This is a genomic window from Sorangium sp. So ce321 (assembly GCF_051530195.1).
Taxonomy (GTDB): domain Bacteria; phylum Myxococcota_A; class Polyangia; order Polyangiales; family Polyangiaceae; genus Sorangium.
In genome coordinates, this window is record NZ_CP150329.1 from 4995925 (window position 1) to 5020401 (window position 24477).

General features: G+C 72.5%; 19 protein-coding genes, 1 tRNA gene and 1 pseudogene. 11 read left to right on the plus strand and 10 right to left on the minus strand.

What is annotated here, in order from left to right:
* Positions 1-82 precede the first annotated feature (82 nt).
* Positions 83-1135, minus strand: a complete 1053-nt coding sequence (locus tag WME89_RS18955) for an RluA family pseudouridine synthase (protein ID WP_438010519.1) — start codon at positions 1133-1135, stop codon at positions 83-85.
* 234 nt (positions 1136-1369) lie between these two features.
* Positions 1370-2551 (minus strand): vWA domain-containing protein, encoded by a 1182-nt coding sequence (locus WME89_RS18960; RefSeq protein WP_438010520.1) that lies wholly within the window; start codon positions 2549-2551, stop codon positions 1370-1372.
* Between the two features lie 213 nt (positions 2552-2764).
* On the opposite strand from WME89_RS18960, the gene glgA reads away from it, so the two are divergent.
* The 6 genes from glgA (at position 2765) to hflX (ending at position 11068) form a co-directional block, all read left to right on the plus strand.
* Positions 2765-4222, plus strand: a complete 1458-nt coding sequence (glgA, locus tag WME89_RS18965) for a glycogen synthase GlgA (RefSeq protein WP_438010521.1) — start codon at positions 2765-2767, stop codon at positions 4220-4222.
* Between the two features lie 114 nt (positions 4223-4336).
* Positions 4337-5263 carry a hypothetical protein gene (locus WME89_RS18970; protein ID WP_438010522.1) on the plus strand — a complete coding sequence of 309 codons (927 nt, stop codon included), beginning with the start codon at positions 4337-4339 and terminating at the stop codon, positions 5261-5263.
* Complete coding sequence (locus tag WME89_RS18975; protein ID WP_438010523.1) at positions 5256-5726, plus strand: FixH family protein; 471 nt, start codon at positions 5256-5258, stop codon at positions 5724-5726. Before WME89_RS18970 ends, WME89_RS18975 begins: the two co-directional genes overlap by 8 nt.
* 49 nt (positions 5727-5775) lie before the next feature.
* Positions 5776-7203 (plus strand): WD40/YVTN/BNR-like repeat-containing protein, encoded by a 1428-nt coding sequence (locus tag WME89_RS18980; protein WP_438010524.1) that lies wholly within the window; start codon positions 5776-5778, stop codon positions 7201-7203.
* Between the two features lie 290 nt (positions 7204-7493).
* Positions 7494-9416, plus strand: a complete 1923-nt coding sequence (locus tag WME89_RS18985; protein WP_438010525.1) for a GAF domain-containing protein — start codon at positions 7494-7496, stop codon at positions 9414-9416.
* 221 nt (positions 9417-9637) lie between these two features.
* Complete coding sequence (gene hflX / locus WME89_RS18990) at positions 9638-11068, plus strand: GTPase HflX (protein WP_438010526.1); 1431 nt, start codon at positions 9638-9640, stop codon at positions 11066-11068.
* A gap of 179 nt (positions 11069-11247) precedes the next feature.
* On the opposite strand, the gene WME89_RS18995 is transcribed toward hflX, so the two are convergent.
* A complete protein-coding gene (locus tag WME89_RS18995) occupies positions 11248-11355 on the minus strand; it encodes an LPXTG cell wall anchor domain-containing protein (RefSeq protein WP_438010527.1) in 108 nt (35 codons plus the stop codon).
* 91 nt (positions 11356-11446) lie between these two features.
* On the opposite strand from WME89_RS18995, the gene WME89_RS19000 reads away from it, so the two are divergent.
* Positions 11447-11878: a DUF309 domain-containing protein gene (locus WME89_RS19000; protein ID WP_438010528.1), complete on the plus strand. Its 432-nt coding sequence runs from the start codon at positions 11447-11449 to the stop codon at positions 11876-11878.
* Between the two features lie 207 nt (positions 11879-12085).
* Entirely contained in the window at positions 12086-12478 is a 393-nt protein-coding gene (locus tag WME89_RS19005) for a response regulator (protein WP_436617843.1), read from the plus strand.
* A gap of 328 nt (positions 12479-12806) precedes the next feature.
* On the opposite strand, the gene WME89_RS19010 is transcribed toward WME89_RS19005, so the two are convergent.
* Positions 12807-13568, minus strand: a complete 762-nt coding sequence (locus tag WME89_RS19010) for a hypothetical protein (RefSeq protein WP_438010529.1) — start codon at positions 13566-13568, stop codon at positions 12807-12809.
* A gap of 412 nt (positions 13569-13980) precedes the next feature.
* Here WME89_RS19010 and WME89_RS19015 point away from each other — a divergent pair, with 412 nt between their 5' ends.
* Positions 13981-14424 (plus strand): acyltransferase, encoded by a 444-nt coding sequence (locus tag WME89_RS19015; RefSeq protein ID WP_438010530.1) that lies wholly within the window; start codon positions 13981-13983, stop codon positions 14422-14424.
* A gap of 293 nt (positions 14425-14717) precedes the next feature.
* Here the strand turns inward: WME89_RS19015 and WME89_RS19020 are convergent, their stop codons facing one another.
* Positions 14718-16205 (minus strand): L,D-transpeptidase, encoded by a 1488-nt coding sequence (locus WME89_RS19020; protein ID WP_438010531.1) that lies wholly within the window; start codon positions 16203-16205, stop codon positions 14718-14720.
* A 689-nt stretch (positions 16206-16894) separates the two neighbouring features.
* Positions 16895-17665 carry a S1 RNA-binding domain-containing protein gene (locus WME89_RS19025; RefSeq protein WP_438010532.1) on the minus strand — a complete coding sequence of 257 codons (771 nt, stop codon included), beginning with the start codon at positions 17663-17665 and terminating at the stop codon, positions 16895-16897.
* Positions 17666-18038: 373 nt separating this feature from the next.
* Between WME89_RS19025 and WME89_RS19030 the strand changes: the two genes are divergently transcribed.
* Positions 18039-18111 (plus strand) — tRNA-Lys (locus tag WME89_RS19030).
* Between the two features lie 169 nt (positions 18112-18280).
* Here the strand turns inward: WME89_RS19030 and WME89_RS19035 are convergent.
* Positions 18281-19339 (minus strand): annotated as a pseudogene (locus WME89_RS19035) (tyrosine-type recombinase/integrase); the annotation flags it as partial.
* Positions 19340-20381: 1042 nt separating this feature from the next.
* On the opposite strand from WME89_RS19035, the gene WME89_RS19040 reads away from it, so the two are divergent.
* Positions 20382-21689 (plus strand): hypothetical protein, encoded by a 1308-nt coding sequence (locus WME89_RS19040; RefSeq protein WP_438010533.1) that lies wholly within the window; start codon positions 20382-20384, stop codon positions 21687-21689.
* A gap of 116 nt (positions 21690-21805) precedes the next feature.
* Here the strand turns inward: WME89_RS19040 and WME89_RS19045 are convergent, their stop codons facing one another.
* The 3 genes from WME89_RS19045 to WME89_RS19055 form a co-directional block, all read right to left on the minus strand.
* Positions 21806-22234, minus strand: a complete 429-nt coding sequence (locus WME89_RS19045; RefSeq protein WP_438010534.1) for a hypothetical protein — start codon at positions 22232-22234, stop codon at positions 21806-21808.
* Between the two features lie 67 nt (positions 22235-22301).
* Positions 22302-23204 carry a helix-turn-helix transcriptional regulator gene (locus tag WME89_RS19050; RefSeq protein WP_438010535.1) on the minus strand — a complete coding sequence of 301 codons (903 nt, stop codon included), beginning with the start codon at positions 23202-23204 and terminating at the stop codon, positions 22302-22304.
* Positions 23205-23321: 117 nt separating this feature from the next.
* Positions 23322-24407, minus strand: a complete 1086-nt coding sequence (locus tag WME89_RS19055) for an RNA polymerase sigma factor (protein WP_438010536.1) — start codon at positions 24405-24407, stop codon at positions 23322-23324.
* Positions 24408-24477 lie beyond the last annotated feature (70 nt).

A 24477-nucleotide genomic window follows, 5' to 3' on the forward strand; every position in this document is an offset into this window, starting at 1 on the left:
CCGGCGCGCAGGGCCACCCCGCGCGCCGGGCGCCGCGGCGTGCGGCCCGCGGGCCTCATTGGACGCACGGTTGACGCATGGTTCACGCGCGGAGCGCATCCCAGAAGGTGCGCAGATCGTCCGAGAGTGGCGCCTCGATGCGCACGCGCTCGCCTGTCACCGGATGCGTGAGCTCCAGCAGGGCGGCGTGGAGGGCGTGGCGGTCGAGCTCGAGCGCGCGCCGATCCTCGTCGGTGAGCACGCCGTCGGCGCCGCGCGCGAACATGCCCTCGTCCGGTCCGTAGAGCTTGTCGCCCACGAGCGGCAGGCCGTTCGACGCGAGGTGGACCCGGATCTGGTGCTGCCGGCCGGTCTCGAGCGTGCAGGCGATCAGCGCGTAGCGACGGCCGGTGAGGGGATCGGCGCGGCGGCCCAGCACCTCGCACGCGGTGGCCGAGGCGAGGCCGCGGCCCGGCGGCGCGACGCGCATCTTGACCTTGTAGCGGCTGGATGTGTCGAGCTCGAGCGGCAGCTCGACGCGGAAGGTGTCGTGCTCTGGCCAGCCCCACGCGATCGCGGCGTAGCGCTTGGTGACGGCGGTGCGCTCCTCGAACTGCGCCTTCACCTTCCGGTCGGCCTCGGGCGTGCGGCAGAGGAGGAGCACGCCGCTCGTCTCGCGGTCGATCCGGTGGGCGAGGAACAGCCGCTCGCCGGGGCGCGCGGCCTCCATCATCTTGATGACGGTGCTCTTGTGGTACCGCGCCGTGGGGTGCACCGGCAGGCCCGTCGGCTTGTTGACGGCGAGCAGCGCCTCGTCCTCGTGGACGACGGGGATCGGGGTGTCGGGCGCCTGCTCGTCCCACGGCTCGCGCCAGAGCAGGATGCACTGCTCCGGCCGCACGCGGTCGCTGCCGCGCAGGCGCCGCGCCTCGGGGGAGTAGGCGCCGCGCGAGACGATCTCGGCGGCGCGCGTGCGGCTCGTCCGCTTGAGCTGGCTCTGCACGAACCGGTCGAGCCGCATGCCCGCCGACTCGGGCGGCACGCGCAGCACGGTGACGACCGACCCTTCCGGCACCTCCTCGGGCCGCACCACCTGGGTGCCGCGGCCGAAGGGGCCGCTCGTGCCGGCGAGCTCCCGCGCGCTGATCCTGGTCATGGGTCGAGGTTGCCGTACGCCTTTAGCAAAAGCGCCGGCCGGGCGCGCGGAAAAGGACACACCGCCGCCGCCGTGACGTCGCCGTCACGCGCGCCATTCTGGAACGGGCTGTCCAGAATGATCGGCGCGCCGGCGCTGTAGCGACGCACCTGGCCGGCGCTGCGCCGGCGCGCTGTGCCGGCGGGCGCGGTGGCGCTGTCCGACGCGCCTACGGTGGGCGCGCCTGCCCGCTGCTCACAGCGGGTCGATGATCTCGCAGGGGAAGTTGAACGAGATGCCCTGCGTCGCGCTCTTGAGCTGCTCGCAGGCGTCGCCGACGAGGACGAGCTGGGTCGGGCTCTCCATGGTCCAGCCGTTCTGCGCGTCGTAGGGCACGGGCGTGCCGTCGATGAGCACCTGGCCTTCCGACGCGTGATCGAGATCGACCGCGATCGAGCCCTGGAGGTCGAACGTGCAGCTCTTGGCGCCGGAGATGGCGGCGTTGAGCTCGTTCTCGAGGGCGGTCGCGTTGGTCGGGTCCGGCGTGTAGTACATGGCCGAGCCGCCGGCGTCGGCGTAGGTGCCCGCGCCGGTGTAGCAGTCCTGCCCCGTGTCCTGGGGTCGCCGGACGGGCTGGCCGGCGCCGGCGTTCGCCACATCCTGGAGGTGCTCCGCGAACGCGCCCTCGCCCAGGCCGAAGACGAACGTCCCGATGCCCTGCGCGTACGCGGACTGCACCGCGCCTACCACGTCGTCGCGCGCGCACACGGCGGGCCCGTCGTCGCAGCGATCGGGCTCGCCGTCGGTGACGAAGAGGATGTACTTGGGGCCGGGCTCTCCGAAGGCGACGAGATCGGGGATGACCGTCTCGTTGAACGTCATGCCGGTGGGCGTCTCGAGCTTCTGGCCCGGCCTCATGGAGGCCTCCTCGTATGCGGCCGCGATGTCGGCGTGGCTGTTGAGGGCGATGACGTCGGTCCCGGTGAGCAGCGGGCACTGAGCCGGAGCGATCCCCGTGAACGTGAGGAAGCCGAAGCGCACCTTCGCCTGCAGGCTCTCGACGACGTTGAGCACGGCGGTCTGGAGCGGATCCCAGTAGCCGCTGTCGTACATGCTGCCGGAGCGATCGACGACGATCATGACGGTCGGCGTCTGCGGCTCGAACGCGATGTCGAGCTGCTGACAGCTGCCGCCGGCCCCGCCGCCGCCGCTGGTGCTGACCAGGCCGCCGCCGCTGCCGACGAAGATCGGCTCGGAGCCGCCTGTGTTGGCGCTGCTGCTGCTCGTCGCGCCGCCGCCGCCGCCGCCGTCGGATGCGCCGGAGCCCTGGGACGAGCTGCTGTCGCCGTCGCCCTTGCCGCCGCAGCTCACGGCGATGCCGGCGGCCAGGAGGGCAAGGAGCAGAGAGAGCCTGGGAAAGATAAGCGTGCTTCTCACAAGAAAAAGATACACAGGCCGGGGCTGCGTGTCTCGGCCTGGCACGGCCCCGGCGACGAGCAGGGCCTCCTCGGGCCGGGCAGCTCGGCAAGGCCTCCCCCCCGTGCGCCCGCGGGCGCACGATCTGGCTCGTCCGCCCGCGAGAACCCGCCGGCCCGCATGTGCGGAACCCGCCCCGTACGCCCCCCGGTTCGTGCTACACACGGCGCCCGCATGGACATCCTCTTCGCTGCTTCCGAGATCGCGCCCATCGTCAAGGTCGGCGGGCTCGCGGACGTCGTGTCGTCGCTCTCGAAGGCGCTCCGGCTGCTCGGCCACAAGGTGACGATCGCGCTGCCGCGCTACCGGGCGCTCGATTCGAGCGGCCTGATGATGGCGCGCCGCCTCACCCCGATGCCGCTCGAGGTCGACCCGCAGGTCGCGCCCGGGCCGATCCAGGTGACGCTCCTCGACGGGCGGCTCAGCACCGGCGTGGAGCTCGTCGTCCTCGACGTGCCAGGCTTCCACGATCGGGCCGGCATCTACGGAGAGGACGGGCGCGACTACGAGGACAACGGGCGCCGGTTCTCGCTGTTCTCCCGCGCGGTCGTCGAGCTCGTCCGCCAGCGCGTCCGGTCCGGGTCGCCGTTCGACATCGTGCACGTCCACGACTGGCCCACCGCCATGGTGGCGTACCTGCTGCGCCACCAGCAGGCCGCCCGCGGCCCCGGCCGGACGGTGCTGACCCTCCACAACGCCGCGCACCAGGGCCTCTTCCCGAAGGAGACGCTCCCGTACCTCGGCCTCGACGACGAGCACTTCCGGCCGGACCGGCTCGAGTTCTACGGCCAGCTCAACTTCCTGAAGGGCGGCATCCTCGCGGCCGACTCGCTCACCACCGTCTCGACCACCTACGCGAACGAGATCCTCACGCCGAAGCAGGGGGAGCGGCTCGACGGCGTGCTCCGCACCCGGGCGGGCCAGCTGACCGGCATCGTGAACGGCATCGACTACGCGGTCTGGAACCCGATGACCGACCCGGCCATCATCGCGCGCTACGACGCCGAGGACGTGAGCAACAAGGGCCGCTGCAAGAGCGCGCTCCTCCAGGAGATCGGGCTCGAGATCCGGCCGGAGCGCCCGCTGCTCGTCTCCATCGGCAGGGTCGTCGCGCAGAAGGGCAGCGACCTGCTCGCGAGCGCCATGCCGAAGATCCTGAAGGGCGACGTCAGCGTCGTCGTGGCCGGCGAGGGCGACCCCGAGCTCATGGAGAAGCTCACCGCCGCCGCGGCGAAGGCGCCGGAGCGGGCGAAGTTCCTCGGCGGCGTGAGCGAGGCCGTCGTGCACCGGCTCATGGCCGCGGCGGACCTCGTGCTCGTGCCGTCGCGCTTCGAGCCGTGCGGCCTCGTGCAGCTCTACGCGCAGCGCTACGGCGCCGCCCCGATCGCGTGCCGGACCGGAGGCCTCATCGACACGATCGTCGACCTGGACGCCGAGCTCGAGACGGGCACGGGGTTCCTCTTCGACAAGCCGACGGCCACCTCGCTGCTCGGGGGCGTGCAGCGGGCGCTCGGCGCGTGGACGTCGCCCCGCTGGCCCGCGGTCCAGCGCCGCATCATGCGCCTCGACCTCGGCTGGGATCGGCCCGCGCGCCGCTACGTCCAGGTCTACCGGCAGACCCTCGGGGGCTGACGCCGCACAGCCTGGACGGCGCGCTTCAAGGGGCGCCTTAGGCCTGAGCAGGCGCCTCCGGCGCGACAACATGACGCATTGGCGACGGGCGGCGGCGTCGCCTATAGCAGCGCCGTGCTGCCCAGAGCCCTCGCTTGCGCCGCGGTGCTGCTGTCGCTCGCGGTCTCTCCGGCGGCGGCGCGCGCGTCGGCCTGCTGCGGGACGGGCCACGGGGCGGCGCAGTGGCTCGCCCCCTCGGAGCGCGCCGCCGCGAGCTTCTCTCTCCGGGTCACGGAGCAGATCGGGGCGTGGACGGTCGACCGGGGCTTCGAGCCCTCCGGCGAGGGCATCTACCACCGCGAGCTGAGGGCCGACGTCGGGTGGATGGTGCGGGTCAAGGAGCACGTCCAGCTCGGCGTCGCCGTGCCGCTGAGGGTCGCGTGGGGCGGCTCCTCCGGCGACGCGCCCGCGTCGGGCGGCGGCCTCGGCGACGTCAGCGTCGCGGGCCGGGTCACGCTGGTCGGCGATCGAGTGTCCCCGTGGATCCCGGCCGCGGCGTTCACGCTCGGCGTGTCGATCCCGACCGGGCGCATCCAGGACGCCGCGCTCGATCCGCTCGGCGTCGACGCGACGGGCCTCGGCGTGGCCGAGTTCCGACCGGGGATGCTGTTCGAGAAGTCGTGGGGCTCGTTTCAGGCGCTGCTCTCCGCCTCGGCCAGCGTCCGCACCAGCTACCGCCTCCCGAGCGGCGAGGAGATCGCGCCCGGGGAGCGCGCGCAGATCCTCGCGGCGGCGGGGCCCGTGTGGTCGTCCGGGGTCTCGCTCGCCGCGGGCGCGCTCTACGAGCGCGAGGGGCCGCCGCGCGAGGGCGGCCACCTCCTCCGGGGCAAGGTGCGCGAGCGAACGGCGGTGCTCGCCGTGCTGGCCCACGACCTCAGCGCGCGCTGGACCGCGGTGGGCAACCTCGAGGTGGACCTGCCCATCTCCGGCATCGGCCGCAACGAGGGCGCCTTCGTCGCCCTGTCCGCCGGCCTCCGTCACGTGTGGGGAAGACATGACTGAGTCTCATGATCGATTGCCGGCGGGATCGTCCCCGGCGAGCACCGCGGCGCGGGCGCGCGGCGCCGTGCTCGCCCTCCTGGTGCTTGGCCTGGCGCAGGGCTGCGGGGCGCCGCACGCGGACCCGGGCGAGGACTCCGGGAGCCGGGCGGGCGTCGGCCGGAACGGCCGCGTCGAGTTCGCGGTGGAGCCGACCGAGCCGATCGGCCGGGGCAAGAACACGTTCCATGTGCGGCTCACCTGGACCGACTCCCGGAACCCGGTGAAGCGGATCAGGCTCCGCGCCCTCGCGATGATGCTGGGCATGGCCCACGGGTCGTCGACGCACGAGGGCAAGGAGATCGAGCCCGGGCTCTACGAGGTGGCCGACGTCCCGTTCTCGATGGGCGGCCTCTGGGACGTGCAGTTCCGCGCCCTGACCTCCTCCCTCCTCGACGAGACGGCGTTCGAGTACGAGGTGCCCTAGCGCGGGGCTCGGGTGCGGCGGCGCAGCGGTTCTACTACGCTTGCGCGCCGTGCTCATCCCTGCAGACAAGGACCCCCGCGCGCGCCGTGAGCACGGCGCGTGTCGCGCGTCGCGGCGCCGCGCGCTCTCGGCTGCGGCGCTGCTCTCGGTCGCCGCTGTCGCCGCGCCCGCCTCGGCCAACGGCCGCTTCCCGGCCGCCGGCCAGATCGCGACCCACCCGAGCGACCCGTCGCGCCTCCTCGTGCGCGCCACCTACGGCCTGCTCACCTCGCAGGACGGTGGCGAGCGCTGGCGCTGGATCTGCGAGCCGGTCGTGGGCTTCGGCGACAACGAGGACCCGATGCTGGCCTTCCTCGCCGACGGGACGATCGTCGCCGGCGTCTTCGACGGGCTCAGCGCCTCGAAGAACGGCGGCTGCGACTGGTCTTTCGCCCCGGGCGACCTCCTGGGCCGCTACGTGATCGACCTCTCGGCCGACCGCGCGGACCCCTCGCGGGCCGTGCTCGTGGTCAGCACGGGGCTCGGGTCGGGGCGGTTCCTGACGCAGCTCTGGGAGACGAGCGACAACGCGGACACCTGGACGAAGGCGGGCGTCGACCTGCCCGAGGACTTCCTCGCGCACACCGTCGACGCAGCCCCGTCGCGCCGCGAGCGCGTGTACGTGAGCGGCCGCTTCGGCGCGCCCGACTACGCCGGAGCGCTCCAGCGGACCGACGATCGCGGCGAGACATGGGAGCGGCTCGACATCCCGGAGAGCGACGACACGCGCCTGCCTTACCTCGGCGCGATCGATCCCGACGACCCCGACACCGTATACGTGCGGCTCGACGGCGAGCCGAGCGACGCGCTGCTCGTCACGCGCGACGGCGGGCAGACCTTCACCACGATCTTCGAGGGCCAGGGCAACCTCCTCGGCTTCGCGCTGTCGCCGGACGGCGCGAGCGTGCTCGTGGGCGGCCCCCAGGACGGGATCTGGCGCGCGTCGACGAGCTCGCTCGAGTTCGAGAAGATCTCGGACATCGGCGCGCGGTGCCTGACCTGGGCCGCCGAGGGCGTCTTCGCCTGCGGCGACGAGTTCACCGACGGCTTCACCGTGGGCAGGTCGAGCGACGAGGGCGAGAGCTTCACCGCCCTCATGCACCTCGATGGGCTCTGCGGCCCGCTCGAATGCGCGCCCGAGAGCGGCGTGGCGTCGACCTGCACCGACCTCTGGGGCGCGACGCAGCTCACCGTCGGCTCGCAGCAGTGCGACGGCGGCGCCGGGAGCAGCAGCAGCGGGGGCAGCGGCGGAGGATCCGGCCCGCCGCCCGCGGAGGAGCCGGGCGGGTGCGGGTGCAAGATCGGCGCGGCGGGCGCGGAGGCCGCGGCGCCGCCCGGCAGGGGCGGCGCGATCTGGCTCGCGCTCCCGGCCGCCTGTGCGCTCGCGATCGGGCGGCGGCGGCGGGCGCACGCGAGCGCGCGGGCGGGCGCCGCCTGAACGCGAGCTCGGGGACCGGCGTGGGGCGTCCCCTGAGGCGCGGCCGCGCCGACGTGCGGTGCGCCAACGCACGCGGGCCGGCGCGCCAGAGCGCGCTCGATGAGCGCTTCATAACCGCTTATGCAAGGGCGCCCGCGAGCGCTGGCGGAGGGACTGGACGGAGCGCGCCGCGGCCGCGCCCAGCCGTCCCGGGAGAGCCGGCGGACGTGACGCGATCAGGTTCGTTTCTGGATCTACGTCATCGCAGGCTGACGTAGACTGAGGGTGCCTCGGCTCCGGCCAGCGCGTGAATGGCCCCTAGAGACCTTCCCAAATCGCCGCTCGCCGCCTTCCTCCGCAACCACAGCGCGGGGATCCTGGAGGCGTGGGAGCGCGCCGAGAGACGCCGCGCGCCGGGCGAGCAATCCCCGGGCTACCTCGCGCTGCGCGAGGAGCTGCCCGCCGTCTTCGAGCGCATCGCTGAGCGCCTCGACACGGCCGTGTCCGCGGCGGTGGTGCCGCAGGGCGACGAGGCGCGCGACTCGTGGACCGGCGTCGAGTCGCTGTCGGCCGAGTTCCCCGAGCCGCTGCTCGGCTTCCGCGTGCTCGACCGGCTCCGCGACGGGTTCGATCTGGAGGATGTTACCGCGCAGTACTCGGTGCTGCGCCGCTGCGTGCTGCGAGCGATCGAGCGGACCGGCACGCAGCCGTCGTGGCTCGAGATGACCATCCTGCACGAGGCGCTCGATCAGGTGATCATCGATCCGGCCACGCGGAGCGCGGCGGCGCGCGAGCGCGCGCTCGGCGCGCTCGATCGGGTCTCGGCCGAGGGCATGGGCAACGTGCACATCGACCGGCTCCTGCGGCGGCTGCTCGAGGTGCTCCTCGAGTCGGCGCGGTCGGTCGACTGGGCGGTGATGCTGCTGCTCGAGGGCGAGATGCTCCGCATGCGCGCGGCGATCGGCGTCGACGAGGCGCTGTGGGGCCTGCGCGCCTTCCGGCTGGCCGAGGGCTTCATCGGCCGCGTGGTCCGCGAGCGCCGGCCGGTGGCGCTGCGCTCGGCGGCGCCGGACCCGCTGGCCACCGACGCCGGGGGCGGCGCCGCGGGGCCCGAGTCCGGCGCGCAGGGCGAGCGCCCGAGCGACGCGCTCCACGCGCTCTACGGCGTGCCGATGCTCGCGGAGGGCCGGCTCGTCGGCGTCGCGGTCGTGAGCTCCCGCCGCGTGGGGGAGTTCTCCGAGGGGGACCGGCTGCTCTTCAGGAAGGCGGCAGAGCGCGCGGCCGCGCTCGCGACCCAGGCCCAGCTGCGCGAGCAGCTCGCCTCGGAGCGCGGCCGGTTCGAGACGGCGATCCAGCGGCTCCCGGTCGGCATCGCCGTCGCGGAGGGGGCGTCGGGCACGATCGCGCTCAGCAACCGGCGGTTCGCGGAGATTGTCCGCGGCCCCGAGGAGACCCCGAGCAACGCCCCGCTGCGGACGTTGCTCAGCGAGGCGGACGACGACCAGCGCGCGCGCTGGCTGCTCTTCCGGGCGCTGCACGGCGGCGAGACGGTCGTCCGCGAGGAGCTCGAGTTCATCCGGGGCGACGGGGAGCGCCGGCGGGGGAGCTTCAGCGCCACGCCGGTGCGCGACGGCGAGGGGCGGATCACCGCGGCGGTGATGGTGGTCGAGGACGTGACCGAGCTCCGGAAGGCGGAGCGCGCGCGCGAGCTCCTGGTCGAGGCGAGCGCGATGATGGCGGAGTCGCTCGACCACGACGGGACGGTCGAGCAGGTGGTGCGGCTCGGCGGCGAGCGCTTCGCGGACCTCTGCGCGCTCGATCTCGACGACGACGGCGGCCTGCCGCGGCTCGTGGCGTCCGCGCGCCTGCCCGAGGCGCGCGCGCTCCTGCCGCGGCTCCTCAGGCACCCGCCGCTGCTGCTCGGCGAGACCGGCCCGCTGGCCGAGGCGCTGGCCCGCAAGGAGGTCATCCTGGTCCCGCTGGTCACCGACCCGTGGCTGCAGCGCATCGCCCGCGGGCCGGAGCACCTGTCGGCGCTGCGGGAGCTCGGCGCCCGCTCGGCGATCCTCGTGCCGCTCGCGGCGCGCGGCCGCAAGCTCGGCCTCCTGAGCCTCTGGACGGTCGACCGCGAGCTCCGGCAGGACGACACGGACGTCGCCGCGGAGCTCGGGCGCCTCGCGTCGCTGGCGATCGAGACCGCGCGCCTCCACCGCGAGGCGGTGCGGTCGAGGTGAGCCGCCGGGGGCGCGCGCGCCCCGGGCGTGACGGCGAGCGCGGGCGTGCGCGTGCTCCGCGGGCGTGACGGCTGGCGGCGGTGTCGGGGTGGCCCTTCGCGAGCTCGTGGTGCGCGCCGAGGTGAGCTCCGCGGATCGTCGTAGGAGGTGCTCTCTGGCGCGCGCGGCGGCTTGCGTCGCGGGGGCAGATGAGGCGAAGCTCCCGCGCTCCTACGCAATTTATGACCACGACCAACCAGGAACGTCCTCTCGCTGTGCTCGTCGGGGTGCAGCTCCCCGGCGTCGACGATGTCGAGCACGCCGCTGATCTGGCCGAGCTGGGCCGCCTCGTGCAGACGCTCGGCTTCGACGTGATCGCGACCGTGTCGCAGCGCCGCGGCGCGCTCGCGGCGGCCGCGGTGCTCGGGGAGGGGAAGCTGAAGGAGCTCGCCGAGCTCACGGGCGGCAGCGGCGTCGTCCCCTCGGGCGCGCCGGAGCGGAAGAACAAGGCGCGCGCGCGCCGGGCTGCCGAGAGCGGCGAGGACGGGGACGACGGCGAGCTCGACGGAGACGACGCCGACGAAGCGGACGACGACGGCGATGCGGCGCCGGGCGCGGACGGCGCCGAGCAGGGGGCGGCGCGCCGGGCGACGATCGTGGCGGTCGACCACGACATCTCGCCGAGCCAGGCGCGCAACCTGGAGCGCGCGACGGGCGCGCAGGTGCTCGACCGGGCGGGCGTGATCATCGAGATCTTCCACCGCCACGCGCGGAGCCGCGAGGCGAAGCTCGAGGTGGAGATCGCGCGCCTCAACTACGTCGCGCCGCGGATGCGCGAGACGGGCGGCGGCGGGGACCGGCAGCGCGGCGGCATCGGCGGCAAGGGCGCCGGCGAGAGCGCGCTCGAGCTCGATCGCCGCAAGATCCGCGATCGCATCGCGGAGCTGAAGCACGAGCTCGCCTCGGTCCAGCGCGAGCAGTCGACGCGCCGCGCGCTGCGGCAAGGCCAGCGCCGCGTCGCGCTCGTCGGCTACACGAACGCCGGCAAGTCGTCGCTGATGCGGGCGCTGACGGGCAGCGAGGTGCTCGTCGCGGACAAGCTGTTCGCGACGCTCGACACGACGGTGCGCGCGCTCCACCCGGAGGTGCGCCCGCGGATCCTCATCTCGGACACGGTCGGCTTCATCAAGAAGCTGCCGCACGATCTCGTGGCGAGCTTCCGCTCGACGCTGGACGAGGCGCTCGAGGCGTCGCTCCTGCTCTACGTGGCCGACGCGTCGGACCCGACGTTCCGCGATCAGCTCGGGGTGACGCGCGGCGTGCTCTCCGAGATCGGCGCGAGCGAGGTGCCGAGCCGGCTCTTGCTCAACAAGGTGGACCGGCTGTCGGAGGAGGAGCGGGACGCGCTGCGCCTCGAGTTCCCGGAGGCGACGCTGCTCTCGGCGAAGATCCCGGCGGACGTGGCGGGGCTGCGCGAGTCGATCATCGCCTTCTTCGAGGAGTCGATGGTGGAGGCCGAGCTCCTCTTGCCGTACGCGAAGCAGAGCCTCATCGGCGAGATCTACGAGAACGCGCGGGTGCTCTCGGAGGAGTACGGCGACGAGGGCGGCCGGCTGTCGGTGCGGGCGCACCCCGCGGCGCTCGATCGGCTGCGCAGCCTGCTCGCGCGCTGAGCGCGGCGCGGCGGGCCTCGTGGCGTTCGCGCTGAGCGCGGTGCGGCGGGGTCTCGTGGCGTTCGCGCTGAGCGCGGTGCGGCGGGGCCTCGTGGCGTGCGCGCCGAGCGCGGCGAGCGCTCGCGGCGTGCTCGGCGCGCCTGCGTGCTCTCGCCGGCCGCGTGGCCGCGCGCGGCGCGTCAGCGCGGCGGGGGGCGCCGGCGCCTGCGGCGGCGCAGGAACATGCCGATCGCGAACGCCAGCAGGTGGAGCCCAGCGATCACCGCGACGAGGATCCACCGTTGCACGCGCCGAGCCTAGCACCGCGCGGACGGAGCGCGGCGCGGTGCCCGCGGATCGGCGTGCTATCTTCCGCCGCGCCTCCCGCTGCCCCGCGCCATGACATCCGCCGACGCCGAGCTCGAAGCGATCGTCCAGCGCGGGCTCGGAGCCTACCGCGCCGGGCTTTTTTTCGAGGCGCACGAGCTGTGGGAGGTCGGGTGGCGCGCTGAGCCGCACCCGGTGCGGAAGGCATTCCTCCAGGGGCTCATCCTCGTCGCCGCGGCCATGCACAAGCTCACGAGGATGCGGAGCCCGTCCGGGGCGGTGCGCCTGCTCAGGAAGGCGCACGCTCGGCTCGCGGGCGTGCCGGACGGCACGGGCGGCGTGGCGATCGGGCTGCTCCTGGACGACGTCGCGCGTGCGGCGAGCGCGATCGAGCGGCTCGCGAGCCAAGGGAAGACCGAGCTCGACGCGTCGCTTCTGCCCAGGATGGAGGCTTCGGGCGAGGCTGCGCCGTCCGCGTCCACCATCGCGCGTCCACGCTCGTGAGGCTGTGACCCGAGCGGGTTCTGCGGTCGAGATTGCGCTTGTCACGTGCGACGTGGGACGCGGGCGTGACATCGTTTGCCTGGGGTGACGATCGCAGGGGAAGCGCCCGTGTGGGGGGATATCGTGGCAGACGGGTACTGTGGAACCGGGGTGGAGGGGACGGCGAACGACGAGCCCCGAGCCAAGCTGCAAACCGAAAGGAGCCGCGTGAAACGGCGCAAGCAGATCCTGATCGTGGACGACGACCAGGAGATCCGGGAGATGCTCGAGATCACGCTGATCGAGGAGGGCTACGAGGTCCTCTCGGCGAGCGACGGCGAGGCCGCGCTCGCGCTGCTCGAGCGCAACAGGCCGAACCTCATCCTGCTCGACATGCGGATGCCGGTGATGGACGGCTGGGGGTTCGCGCGGGCGTACGCGTCGAGCCCCGGTCCTCGCGCGCCGATCCTCGTCATGACGGCGGCGGTGGACGCCGGCACCTGGGCCCGCGAGGTCGGCGCGTGCGCGTCGGTCGCGAAGCCGTTCGACCTGAACCGCCTGCTCGACTCGATCGCCGTGCACGCCGGCTCCGCGACCGGATCGAGCCCCGCCTCCGCGTGAGCGAGCGGACGGTCGCTCCGCTGCGAGAGCGCGGTGGAGGATGGCGGGCTGCGCGGTGAGGAGCGGTCGCTCCGCGGCGAGAGCGCTGTGGAGGATGGCGGGCTGCGCGGTGAGGGAGCGGTCGCTCCGCGGCGAGAGCGCGGTGAAGGATGGCGGGCTGCGCGGTGAGGGAGCGATCGCTCCGCGGCGAGAGCGCGGTGAAGGATGGCGGGCTGCGCGGTGAGGAGCGGTCGCTCCGCGGCGAGAGCGCGGTGAAGGATGGCGGGCTGCGCGGTGAGGGAGCGGTCGCTCCGCGGCGGCGGTGGAGCCGCCGCGGAGCGACGTGGGATCAGCCGCCTGCCGCGCGGCGCATGGCGCACATGAGGTCGCCGCGGCAAGGGTCGGCGGGAGCGCGGCGGTCGGCGGCGTCCGGCGCGGCGGGGCCGCTCTTGCCGTTCTGCGGGGCCGCCGTGCCGGTGACACGCGCGCGGCCTTCAGGGGTGCGCCGCGCGGCGACGGCGGAGTCCGGCTCGTCGCCGGCGACGCTGGCGATCGTGCGCTCGACCTGAGGCGCGATCTGCGTGCGCTCCGCGGGCTCGGCAGCGGGCGCCGCGATGCGCGGCAGCCGCGCCTCGACGTCGCGCGCCGCAGCGCCGAGCCCGGCCGTCGCAGGGGGCCCGGGGTCGGCGGCGCGCGTCGCCGCAAGGCCCGCGGTGACGGCCACAACCGCGGCGGCAGCCGCGAGCAGGGCGGCGGTCGAGCGGGCTTGCCGTGCGCGCCGCAGGGCGGCGTGCGACGGCGTTGCGGGCGCGCTGGCCGGGACGGGCGCGCGGACCGACGCGGGCGGCTCGCCGAACGGGAAGACCGGCAGGAGGTCGAGGACCCGGGGCTGAGCGCTCTGGTCGCTGGTCCTCAGCGCGGTCAGGTCGATGAGCCCCGAGGGCGGGCCGCGATCGTCGTCCGAGGCGGCCGCCGCGGGTGAGGGCGCGGCGACGGCGTTCTCGGTGGCCGGCTGCGCGTCCAGCGCGAAAGCGACCGAGGTGTCTTCAGCGGGGCTGGTGACGGCGGATCGATGTTCGTTCCTCCACTCCTTGTGCTGCGTGCTCTTCATGGTTGCTTCTGTTTCAGCCGTATCGGTCGAGTGCTGGAGTCGTGACCCTCAGCCGGCCGGTCGGCGTGTCCTTTCATGAATTGGACATGCGCACGCGCAGGCGCTTGGGCCAGATGCGCGCGCGCGGTGCGACGGCGATCACACGTCGCTTCACTCCGCTCCGCGCCTGCTGCGCGCGCCGTCGTACGCGCCCGTAGACGAGATCGGGGCGCGCCTGAGGCGAGCGCCGTCGGCGGCGTTCGCCGTCTTGCGAGCGGACTCGCGCCGCCCATACTTCGAGCGCTCGGATCGCCGAGGGCGTGCAGCTGGCGGGTATCATGACCGCGTGCGCTCGGGGAAGTTGGTTGCGATCGGGGCGTTCCTCGTCGAACAGAAGTTCCCACGCAAACGCGGATCGGATACTTGAGGTGAGATGAAACCTACACGGCTCTTCACGGTTCTGGGGGCGCTGACGTTCCCCCTCGCGGTGGCTCTGGTCAGCAACGGGTGCAAGAAGGAGGAGGACGAGCTGCCGCCGGTGCCCTCGGCGCCGGCCGCGCCGACGCCGGCGCCGACACCCACCCCCACCACGCAGATCCTGCCCGAGGAGGACGCCGGGGCGGACGCGGCCGACGCCGATGTCGCGGACGCAGACGCCGGGAAGAAGGTGGTCGGAACCGGCGACCCGAGCGGCATCCGCAAGTGCTGCGCGGCGCTGCGCCAGAACGCGAAGTCGGCGCCCCCGGAGCAGCAGGGCGGGTATCTCGCGGCGGCCTCGGCGTGCGACGGCCTGGCGAACTCGCCGCAGGGCCGGCAGGCGCTCTCGACCTTGCGCGGCCTCCTGCTCGGCGCGCAGATGCCGGCCTCCTGTCAGTAACGGCAGGGCGAACGGCAAGACAGCAGCGGGGGAGAGCGGGCGGCTGGCCGCTCCGCCGGACGCGCCGGCGGAGCGGGACGGGGCCGCCGGCTGCGGGGATGTCGCGGCGTGGGACCGCGCACGCTGGACCGGGTGGCCGTGGAAGTAGATCGGTCCGCCGTGCGCGTTGTCCATGCAGACGATGCTTTCCCCGTGCGCGCGGAGCGTCGCCCGTGCTGCCGGACGCGGGCGGTTCAGCCGTGCGCGAGGGAGCTCAGCCGCGCACGAGGGAGCTCAGCCGTGCACGAGGGAGCTCAGCCGTGCACGTAGACGAGCGTGCCGCCGCCCTCGATGTTGACGGCGCCGTGCCACTCGGGCGGGACGGCGGGCTCGGTCCACTCGAAGAGCCAGGCAGCGTCGGCGGGGGCCAGGTTGATGCAGCCGTGGCTGCGCGCCTTGCCGAACTCGTCGTGCCAGTAGGCGCCGTGCAGCGCGTATCCCTCGTGGAAGTACTGCGTGTAGGGCACGTCTCGCAGATCGAACGCCTCGGACGCCTCGTCGTCGCCGTCCATGGTCGTCGAGACGTGCTTGGCGTGGATGTAGAACGAGCCGCGCACGGTGGCGTCGGTCTCCTCGGGATCCGCCATGCCGCTGCGCCCGCTGGAGATCAGCGCCGCGAACACCGGGCGCGTGCCCTCGTACGCGACGAGGACCTGGCGGCGGATCGAGATGTCGATCCACTTCTTGCCGTCGCGCGCGAACCCCTGCGGGTCCTTGCGCAGCTCGGCGATGACGAGGTGGTCGCCGGCGAGCCACGAGCCCTCGGTCGTCTCGAGCAGCCCCTTCGCGCCTCCGCGCGTGCGCCCGGTGAGCACCCAGCCCGAGCGGAACGGCGCGACGCCCGCGTCGACGAGCGAGCCGCCCGACGCGGAGGGGCGATGCCTGGAGGTGCCATGGACACGGACGAACGCAGGGGCGCCCTTCAGGGCGGGGTCGATGCGCGGATCGGTGCCCGGCGGCGGGGGCGGTGGAGGTGAGGGAGGCGCGCCGTCGGTCGGAGGCTCGGCGGCGGCAGAGCCGGCGGCGGGCACGGTGGCGACGGCGGGGGCGGACGCGGAGGCGGCGGACGAGGGATCGGCCGGCGGGGCGGCGTCCGAGGCGTTCGCGGGGGCCTCGGCGTCGAGGTCCTTGATCACGATGCCGCGCAGCGCGCTGAGGCGCGCCGGGCGGGTGCGATCGAGCGGGATGAGGTCGAGCTCGGTCGTGAGGCCGAAGCGGCGGTTGGTCCACTCGAAGGTGGTGATGAGGCCGAAGGCGGAGCTCTCCTTGGCGCGGCCCGTGTGCACGGAGTAGTGGAGCTTCTCCTCGGCGCCGTACGGCTTCGGGAGATCCCGGCCAGCGAGCAGGAAGGCGGGCACCGGGTCGAGCGGCAAGGACGAGGGCGCGATCGCGGCGCGGGCGAGGTGGACGTTGAGCGTGGAGCCCTCGACGCGCCGCTGGTCCTCGAGCGTCGGGAGCCGGAAGTAGAGGTGCGGCGGGGGCGAGCCCGACATGACGTAGTGGTACGGCACGGGCGCGCCCCGGCGCGGGCCGCGCACCGCGGCGGCGACCACCTGGTGCTCGAGCGCGAGCGAGGCGCCCTTGCCGACGCAGACGTAGCCGCGCGGCGCGATCCGGTACCAGCCGCCAGCGCAGCCCTCGGTGCCTGCCGGGAGCTCGGCCCGGTCGACGACCGCGCCGGCGCGCAGGTAGCCGAGCTTCGTCGAGCGCTCGTCGGGGGCGACGTAGATCCAGGTGCGCATCGCGATGCTGGCGATCTTGGCGCCCTGGCCGGGGAGGGTGGCCTCCTTGGGCGATGCGGAGGAGGCGGCGGAGGCGATGGAAGTAAGGGGGGCGGGGCTGGAAGAGGGAGAGCCGGGAGCGGCCGAGGCTGGCTGATCGGGCGAGGGGAGCGCTGGGACGGCGGGCGCGCCGAGGGGGGAGAGGGAGGCGGCGGCCGCGGGGGGAGCGGAGGGAGCGGGGCTGCGATCGTCGGTCGCCCTGCCGGGCGGATCCTGCGCCGGGGAGCAGGAGGCGGTCAGGACGGCGAGCGTGGAGGCAACGGCGAGGAGGGACGCGGGGGCGGAGGTGCGGGCGAGGGAAGGCATCGACGCGAAGACGGAGGCGGAAGCGGAGAGAGCGAAGCGGGACCGCGATCGCGAGAGCACGGACGCGAGGACGCGAAGGCGAGGACGCGGAGGCGCGAGAGCGCGACCAGCGAGCCACGAAGAGCTGGAGCGAGAGCCCAGAGCAGCCGAGCGGCCGAGGTGTACGCCCAACGGCGGGGGCGATGCAATCTCCTGCCGCGCGACGGTGACGAGGAAGCGAAGAGGCGCGAAGGGTCGCGTCAGCCTGGCGCTTGACGCGTCAGCCTGGCGCTTGACGCGTCAGCCTGGCGCTTGACGCGTCAGCCTGGCGCTTGACGCGTCAGCCTGGCGCTTGACGCGTGAGCCTAGCGCTTGACCTTCTTCGCCAGCAGGTCGCCCAGCGTGCCGAAGTTGCGAGGGGCAGGCTTGGCGCCCTTGTCGTTGCCGGCGCCGCCGGCGCCGCCGCCGGAGCGCTCGGCCTTGGCGTACGACTCGAACTGCCCGCGCTCCTCGTCGACGCGGAGCGCGGAGATCGACAGGCGGATCTTGCCGGACTCGTCCACGTTGAGGATCTTCGCCTCGACCTCCTGGCCCACGGTGAAGTGCTTCTTCAGGTCGGCCGAGCGAGGCGTCGCCGTCTCGGCCGTGGGGACGAGGCCGCGGCCCGAGCGGCCCGACGTGCCAGTGATCTGGACGAAGACTCCGTAGCGCTCGATGCCCGTCACCTTGCCCTTGACCCGCGCTCCCTCGACGAGCAGCGGCGCGCCACCCGCAGCCGGAGCCGAGGCAGCGAGCGGAGACGCGCTGTCGCCGTCGTCGCTCGCGCGCACGACGACCGGCGTGAGGCGCACCTGGCCGGTGCCTGAATCGACGCCCGAGACCACCGCCGAGACGCGCGAGCCGACCGCGACCCGGAGCTTGCCGTCGCCGTCGCTCAGGGCGGGCCGCTCGAACATGCCTTCCTGCTTGCCACCGAGATCCGCGAAGACGGCCTCGCGAGCGATCGCCACCACGGTCACCTCGACGGTCTCGCCCGTGTGGTACTGGCGGCGACGCTGCTTGCCAGCCCCCTCGGACTGCTCGAAGAGCGATGCGAACGATTCCTTGGAGGCGGCGGAAGGGCGCGGCGGCGACATGGCGGCACCTCATAGCGCGACGCGAGGGCGTGAGGAAGGCGGGCGTGAGGGGAAGCGGGGGGCGGGAGAGCCGGGGGGAGGGGGCGGGAGCGGTGCGGGAGCAGAGAGGGCGGGGGAGACGGGCGGGACGGAGGGGGGCCTGTGCGAGGCGAGACGAGAGAGGACAGGGAAGCGGGCGAGGGGCGAGGACGACGGACCGGGGACTGATGAGGCCGGAGGGGCAGCGCGGTGCGTGGGAGCGGACGCGGAGCGCACCCTCAGGCCGTGGCGAGTGCAGGAGGAGCCGGCGGAAGCAGGCGCCGGGCGGGCGGGGGCGGGAAAGGAAAGGTGGAACCTGCCAGGGCCTTCTGCTAGCTTCGCCGGCCGCTGAATCGGGTCGATAGCTCAGTCGGTAGAGCTGCGGACTTTTAATCCGTAGGTCCAGGGTTCGAGTCCCTGTCGACCCACTGAATGATTCCGAGGGGTTAGACGCGAAACCTCAGGAGGAATCGAGGGAGAGGTGGGCAGCAGCGGTGCCCACCCGGGCGTCTGGCGGACGGCGCCCTTGATGGCCGTCTCGCTCAGGTGCGCGTACCGATGCGTCGAGGCGATCGACGTGTGGCCGAGGTGCTCGCGGACCTCCTCGAGCGTCCAGCGACGGCCCCACCAGCCGGCAACGAGCGAGCTGGCGCAGGTGTGGCGGAGGTTGTGCCAGCGAACCGGGCGGGTGATGCCGGCGGCGGCGAGGTGGCGGTCGAAGAGGTCGACCTTCTTCTGCTTCCGGCGGCCGGTCGGGAGCGTGACCATCTCGCTGCGGATGAGCGGGGTCTTGCCCTTGGAGACGCGGCCGCCGCGGGCGCCGGGGAAGACGAGGGCCTCGGGGTTGAAGGGGGCGTAGCTCGGGAGGAGCGCGAGCCAGCGGCGGCAGACATCGACGGCGTCGGCGGAGAGGTAGACGCGGCGGATCTTGCCGTTCTTGGGAGGCTGGTTCTTCGAGCCGAAGCGGACCACGACGTGCGGGGCGTCGGCGTCGAGGCGGAGGTCAGCGAGCTCCAGGTTGAACTGCTCGCCCTGGCGAAGGCCGGTGAGGAGGGCGAAGAGGATGATCAGGCGGTCGGCCTCGGGGATGGCGTTGCTGGTGCGGAGGCGGTGCTGCTCTTCCGGCTCCAGGTAGGTCCAGGGCTCGACGGTGGCGTCGCGGGCGCGGCGCTTGGTGGCCTTCTGGACGCGCTTCTTGAGGGCGGCCACGGGATTCGTGGTGATGTGCTGGGGCATCGCATCGTCGAGCATCTGCCGGAGCAGCCCGATGACCTGCTTGACCGTGGCGGGGGAGATCGGCTTGGGCGCGCGATAGGGTGTTGCGGTCAGCTTCTTCTGGAGAGCGCATATCCAGGCGTCGACGTCGCCCGGCGTGATCATGACGAGTGCCATGTTCGCGAGTGGGGAGTTCTCGATATGCGTCCGCCATCGGCCACGGTCGGTCGAGATGCTGCGCAGGCCGTCGAGGCGCTCCCGGCGGTCGAGCCATTGCTCGCCCCAGGCTCGGAGCGTGATGCCGGTGACGTCGCTGGCGCGTGAATAGACGGCGGCGCGCAGCTCCTCGGCCTCCTCCCCGGTGGCGCAGGAGCCTATCCGGCGGCGCTCGCCGTTGATGGTGATGCGGACCAGATGCCGACCTTTGCGTTGCTCGCCCATGCGGCCCTCAGGGTAGCACGCCGAGCTTCTTCAGCGCGGCCGTGGCCCGGGCCTGCGTCAGCGGTGACACTGCGGGCAGAGCCGCGGCGCGAGAGGGGCGGCGGACCGGGCGAGGGAGCTCCGGCCCGGGATCGTTGGCAGCGGCTTCGATCATGTGCGCGAAGGCGCGGAGGAGACGCGCGAGCTCGCGGGGCGTGAGGGGCCGATCCTCGTGTCCGACCAGGTCCTTTCTTGCTGCATCGCCTTTCATCGTCGTTCCCTTTGGTTCGTGCGCGCGTGGCCATCCGAAGCTAGGATGGGTTGGCCCTTCGCCGCCGGCAGCTCGTGCGAGGGGGATCGGCATGGCCCGCTGTGGCATCGATTCGAAGCGAGCCTGACGCCGAGCCCGCCGAGATGCACAAAAAGGTATCTCTGGCGGAGGCATCTCTGGGCGAGATGTCCTTCCCCACGAACGCGATAAACCGAATTAGAACGCGAACTTGCGCGCGCGCAGGACACCCGCCGGGGGCGGTCTTGAGGGGCTCAATTTTGTATCTCGGAGCGCGCGAGCGGACGAGCAGCCAGCCGCCCGTCGTTGGGCTCGAAGCGGTTGCGGGAGCGGCGGCGTCGAGTTGACCGGTCCGCGCCTCGCCTCCGATCGCACGCCGTGATCCTGCCCGGCTCCGCCCCCGGTCGCATCGCCGTGATCCTGCTGTCCCGACCCCTCGTACGCTCTTGCCCAGGGACGCAAACGCATGTGCGCCAGCCGACGCCCGCGATCGGTCGCCACGGCGACGGGCCACGCGGAAAATCCATGCGGCTGTCCGTAATGCCATCGGTCGCCATTCCGATCGGGTTCATGATCTTCTCGGCCGAGTTCCGATCCCGCGAGTGGCCGCCTTCCATGCAAGCTCGAGTGTTCCCCAGCCCCGCTGGAGGTGCTGAACCCGAACGCACATCGCGGTAGGGTGTGCACACCATGGCAAACCCGAGTCCCCGAGCCTCGAGGGATCCTGAGTTCCGCCCGATCGCTCCAAAGGCGCGCCGTATCCTGCGGGATTTGATGTACCGCAACGTCGTCAACCTCGGTTTCGAGCGCGACGTCCTGGCCGTGGGAACCGCCACTCTCCTCGACGAACACCCGGCGCCACAGCTCCCGAAGGCCGGGCTTCTTGTGCCTGGCGACGACGTGCCGCTGTCGACCGAGGAGGTAGACGCGGCCTTCCGCGACCGTTCCGTGACGAGCTTGCCCTGGATCCAACAGGCCGCGGCCCTGCTGGATGCGCGGCGGACGCCGATGACCGCCGAGGAGATTGAGTCCTTCCTCGCCGGGCTCACGACGCACCGAGAGAAACTCGGCCCACGCAACAGGCCGCGGACGAGCGATCTCTTCCTCACGGATGAGGACGGGCGGCTCACGCTGAAACCTGTCGCGCCGGGCCTGGTCGCGATGCGGCGGGCGGTCCGAGGGCTGCCGCCGGCGGTGCTCGTTCAGCGGTCCCGATCACAGCCCACGGCGTGGGAGGAGGGCTGCGTAGTCCGTCGCGTGGAACCCGACGCGGAGGGCCGACGCAACGCCGAGATTGCGCGCATGGCCCGCCGCGCCGTCCTTCGCGTGGTGCCTTCCGCAGAGGATCCCCGGGCCGTGGCGATGCTCGACGTCGGCCAGCGATCGATCCAGACCTTCATCGGTCGCAATGTCGCCGAGCTTGCAGGACTGCTCGAGCGCTTCGACGTGATCGCGGGCCTCCGCGTCCACGACACGCTGCAAGCGCTGGGGTTCGACGCCGACCGCTGCCGGGTCGTGGAACTCGAGCCGCCGCAGAAATCGAGGCGGCTGAACCGAGCGGGGCGGACGCTGCAGATCACGCCGGAGCTCCTCATCGCCGGGACCACCCGCATCCGTCGCCCTCTGGGCGAGCCCGAGAGGGCGATGCGCTATCTGTCCGAAGGCGACCATCGGCGGCTTGCGCGCCGGATCGAGAGCGATGTCAAGGCGCTTCACGCGCTCTACCGGTACGGTGTCCTCCATGGCGCCGTTCGCCTTCGCTGGGGATTCGTGGACGAGATGCTGGCCACCGACTGGGCCCTGCCCGGCGACGTGAGCCTCCGCCAGCAGCTGAAGAGCGCCTACGAGAAGGACGCGGTCGTCGACCTGGTGGTGGGGGTGGCTCCGGGCTGGGCCGATCCGTGGTGGCAAGCGCGCCGCGTCCGCATCGTCGATGTCAGGTACCCTGAGGTCGTCATGACCAGGAACGAGCGGGGAGAAAAACTCCCGGTCGCGACGCACGAAATCCAGGCGATTCGGCTGGATCCCGAGGATGCTGAGCCGTGGGCATGGCGCGGGATCCGAGCTCGAAGCCGGCTGTAGGAAAACAGGCGCACCAGCGCGAGGGGTGCCGCAGCGGGACTTGGTTGTGCAGAGTGAATTGACGCGGGCAGCTACAGAGGCGGCGCTGAGGAGGCGGCTCTGAAACATCGACGCAATCAACTATTTACACCGGTTCTGCTGGCCAGTTTGTACACCTGCGCGGCCCAGACCAGAACCGCGTGAGCAGCACGGGCGGCGGGGTCCTTGGCGCCCATCGAGTCCAGGATTGTAACTACTCGCGTTTGCCCCTCTTCGTCGACCTCAGCCCATCGGGTCAACGCTTCCTCAAGCGGTGAGATGCGACAGATCGGCGCACGGGCTTCAGTCGCTTCAGGATCGTTCCGGTGTCCAGGGGTCGCCTCGTCCAGAACCAATCGAGCGAACGTCAGCAGCGCTGCGGCCACCTTGCCCGCTGGATCGCTGTAGTATGCGTTGAAGCCCTCTTCGATGAGCGCCTGTACATGCGCCTTGCTCAGCGGCACAATGCGCCATTCCATTCTCTCGGTCAGTTGCTTGAGGCTTGATCTGTGATTCTCGGATTCCATGTGTACTCCGTTGAGTCGCCGGCTAAGCTTCCGCTCGCATGCCGGGTTCCGTCGACGGGTGTCACGGCTAGGCTGCTCCGTGGCTTCCTACGCCCGGCAGGGTCGTGTTCAACGCAGAGCGCTCGATGTCCTCCCGATCAGACCCTCGTACGAGGCTGGATCCGCCGTCGTCACGCTGTACCGGAAAGCTCGTCAGTGCCGCAGCGCGACACGCGAACTCAGCGCCCGACATCGTGCGAGCAGGCAGCGGTGACCGAAGCCGCGGCTGAGGAGGCGGCGGGAGCCTGGCCCGTGGGCTCTTGGCAGCCAGATCAGAAGAAGGCACCACGGGCGGGGGAACATCAGGCGCGCCACGAGGAATCGCGCTCGGACTCGTCAACGTCGGGCTTGACGTTGAGGACGCAGCCGCACGCGCCGAGCGTTCACGCCTGGTGATCGGCTCACCGAGCTGGAGCACCACCGTGTCCGCCGCGTCCGCCCGGTAATCATCGTGCAGGCGCCACAGGAGCTCCCAGTACCGCGCAGGCGTGCCGGTGAAGACCTCCAGCTGCCGTGCGAGGCCGGGCGTCATCGGGTGGTCGCTGTTCAGCAGCCGCTCGAGTTCCCTTCGTTCTAACCCGGTGTTCTCGGCCAGTTTTTGTTGCCACGAGGGTATCGTCGCACAGAACGACTCGAGGACCCTGCCTGGCCATGGGACGGGGCGCGCGCGAACGTCTGTCATCGCCGCGATGAGGGCGTCCACATGGCAATCGAGCAGGCGCCGGTGTCGCTCCAGTTCCCGCTCTGCCTTCTCCTTTGCTTCGGTGAGGGCCAGCTCCTCGTCCTCATGCGCCTGCTCGCGTGCCTCGCGGAGCCCGCGCTCGCGGCCGAGCGCTTCGCGCGCGGTCACCGCGAACCCGATCGCAACACAGGCCATCATCGCGAGAACGATCGGCGAGATGAGCCACATCGCACCCAGCACTTCCTCCATGTGTTCCTCCTCCTGGACGTGCGCCTTCTTGCCCGACGCAAGACGGATCTCGGCCTTCTGCTGTCGACGACAGCATCGGAGCTACCGCCTGTTAACGGTCAGTGAACAGCCGACGACTCAGCGAATCTGCCTGAGTAGCGCTTCGCGCTCCGCAGCGAACGGCCCGCGCGGAAACTCCCGCGCGTGGGCCTCGAGCAGCCGGCGCGCCTCGAGGTAACCGAGGGCGGTATGGGCCTCGATTGCCCTCCGGGCCTGGTTGACCAGGCTCCTCTCCCGCCGGCTGACGGCGGGGCGCACGGCGCCCCGCGGCGAGGCGGGACGAGGAGCCGTCGTCACCGCGGGAGCGGCCGTGCTGCTCACGACGACCCCAGCGCCCGCGTTGCTATCTCCGGCCGGCCACGAGACCGTGTGCGCGGCCATGGCGGCGCCGTCTGGTACGGTGGGCGCCGTGGCGTCCTCTACGGTGGGCGCGGTCTCAGGCGCGTGGATGGCCGCCGGTCGCAGCCACGATTCTAGACCGGGCACGGGCGCGACGCCGGAGACGAGAGCGCCCGCCAGAACGACGAACGCCCCCTGCACGAGGATTCTCACCCCCAGACGGCGCAGCGTGGCCACCCACGACGCGCGATCGTGGAACCCGAAGGCGAGCGGTGCCACCACGCAGGCATCGCCGTCCCAGCCGTGGGAATGCTGCTGCGCCTCCCACCGTCGCTTCTGCGCGTTCAGCTCCTTGCGCGCCCGCCGGTGCTGCGTCTTCACCGTCTGGACGCTGAGCCCAAGTTCGGCCGCGATCTCGACCAGCGGCATCTCCTCCAGCTCGTGCCTGATGAGGATGTCCCGGTACTTGGGGTCGATCTGAGCGAGCAGCTGTCGCGTGAGCTCTGCACGCTGCCGCAGGCGGAGCAGGTCTTCCGGCGTGGGATCCTCCCCTCTGAGCTCGCGCTCGTCGAAGGACGTCAGAACCTCGCCGCGGCGGCTCGCGTCGCGCACATGGTTGCGCGCCTGGTTGAGGGCGATCGTGACGCGGTACGGCGCCGAGTCCCCGCCCGGCTCGATCCGCTGATCCGCTTCCAAGCCCCGCAGCAGCGCCTCTTGAGCGACGTCTTCCGCGTCTCGCACCGGGACACCGCGACGGATCGCCAGGCGCCGGAAGAGGTCGAAGCCGATGGAGGTACGTGCTGGCTTGGCCACGGCGGGTAGCACACCTGAGCCGCCCTGAAGGGTTCAGGAAAATGAAGGGGCGGCCAATTTGGGTCGGATAATGTGTGCTACT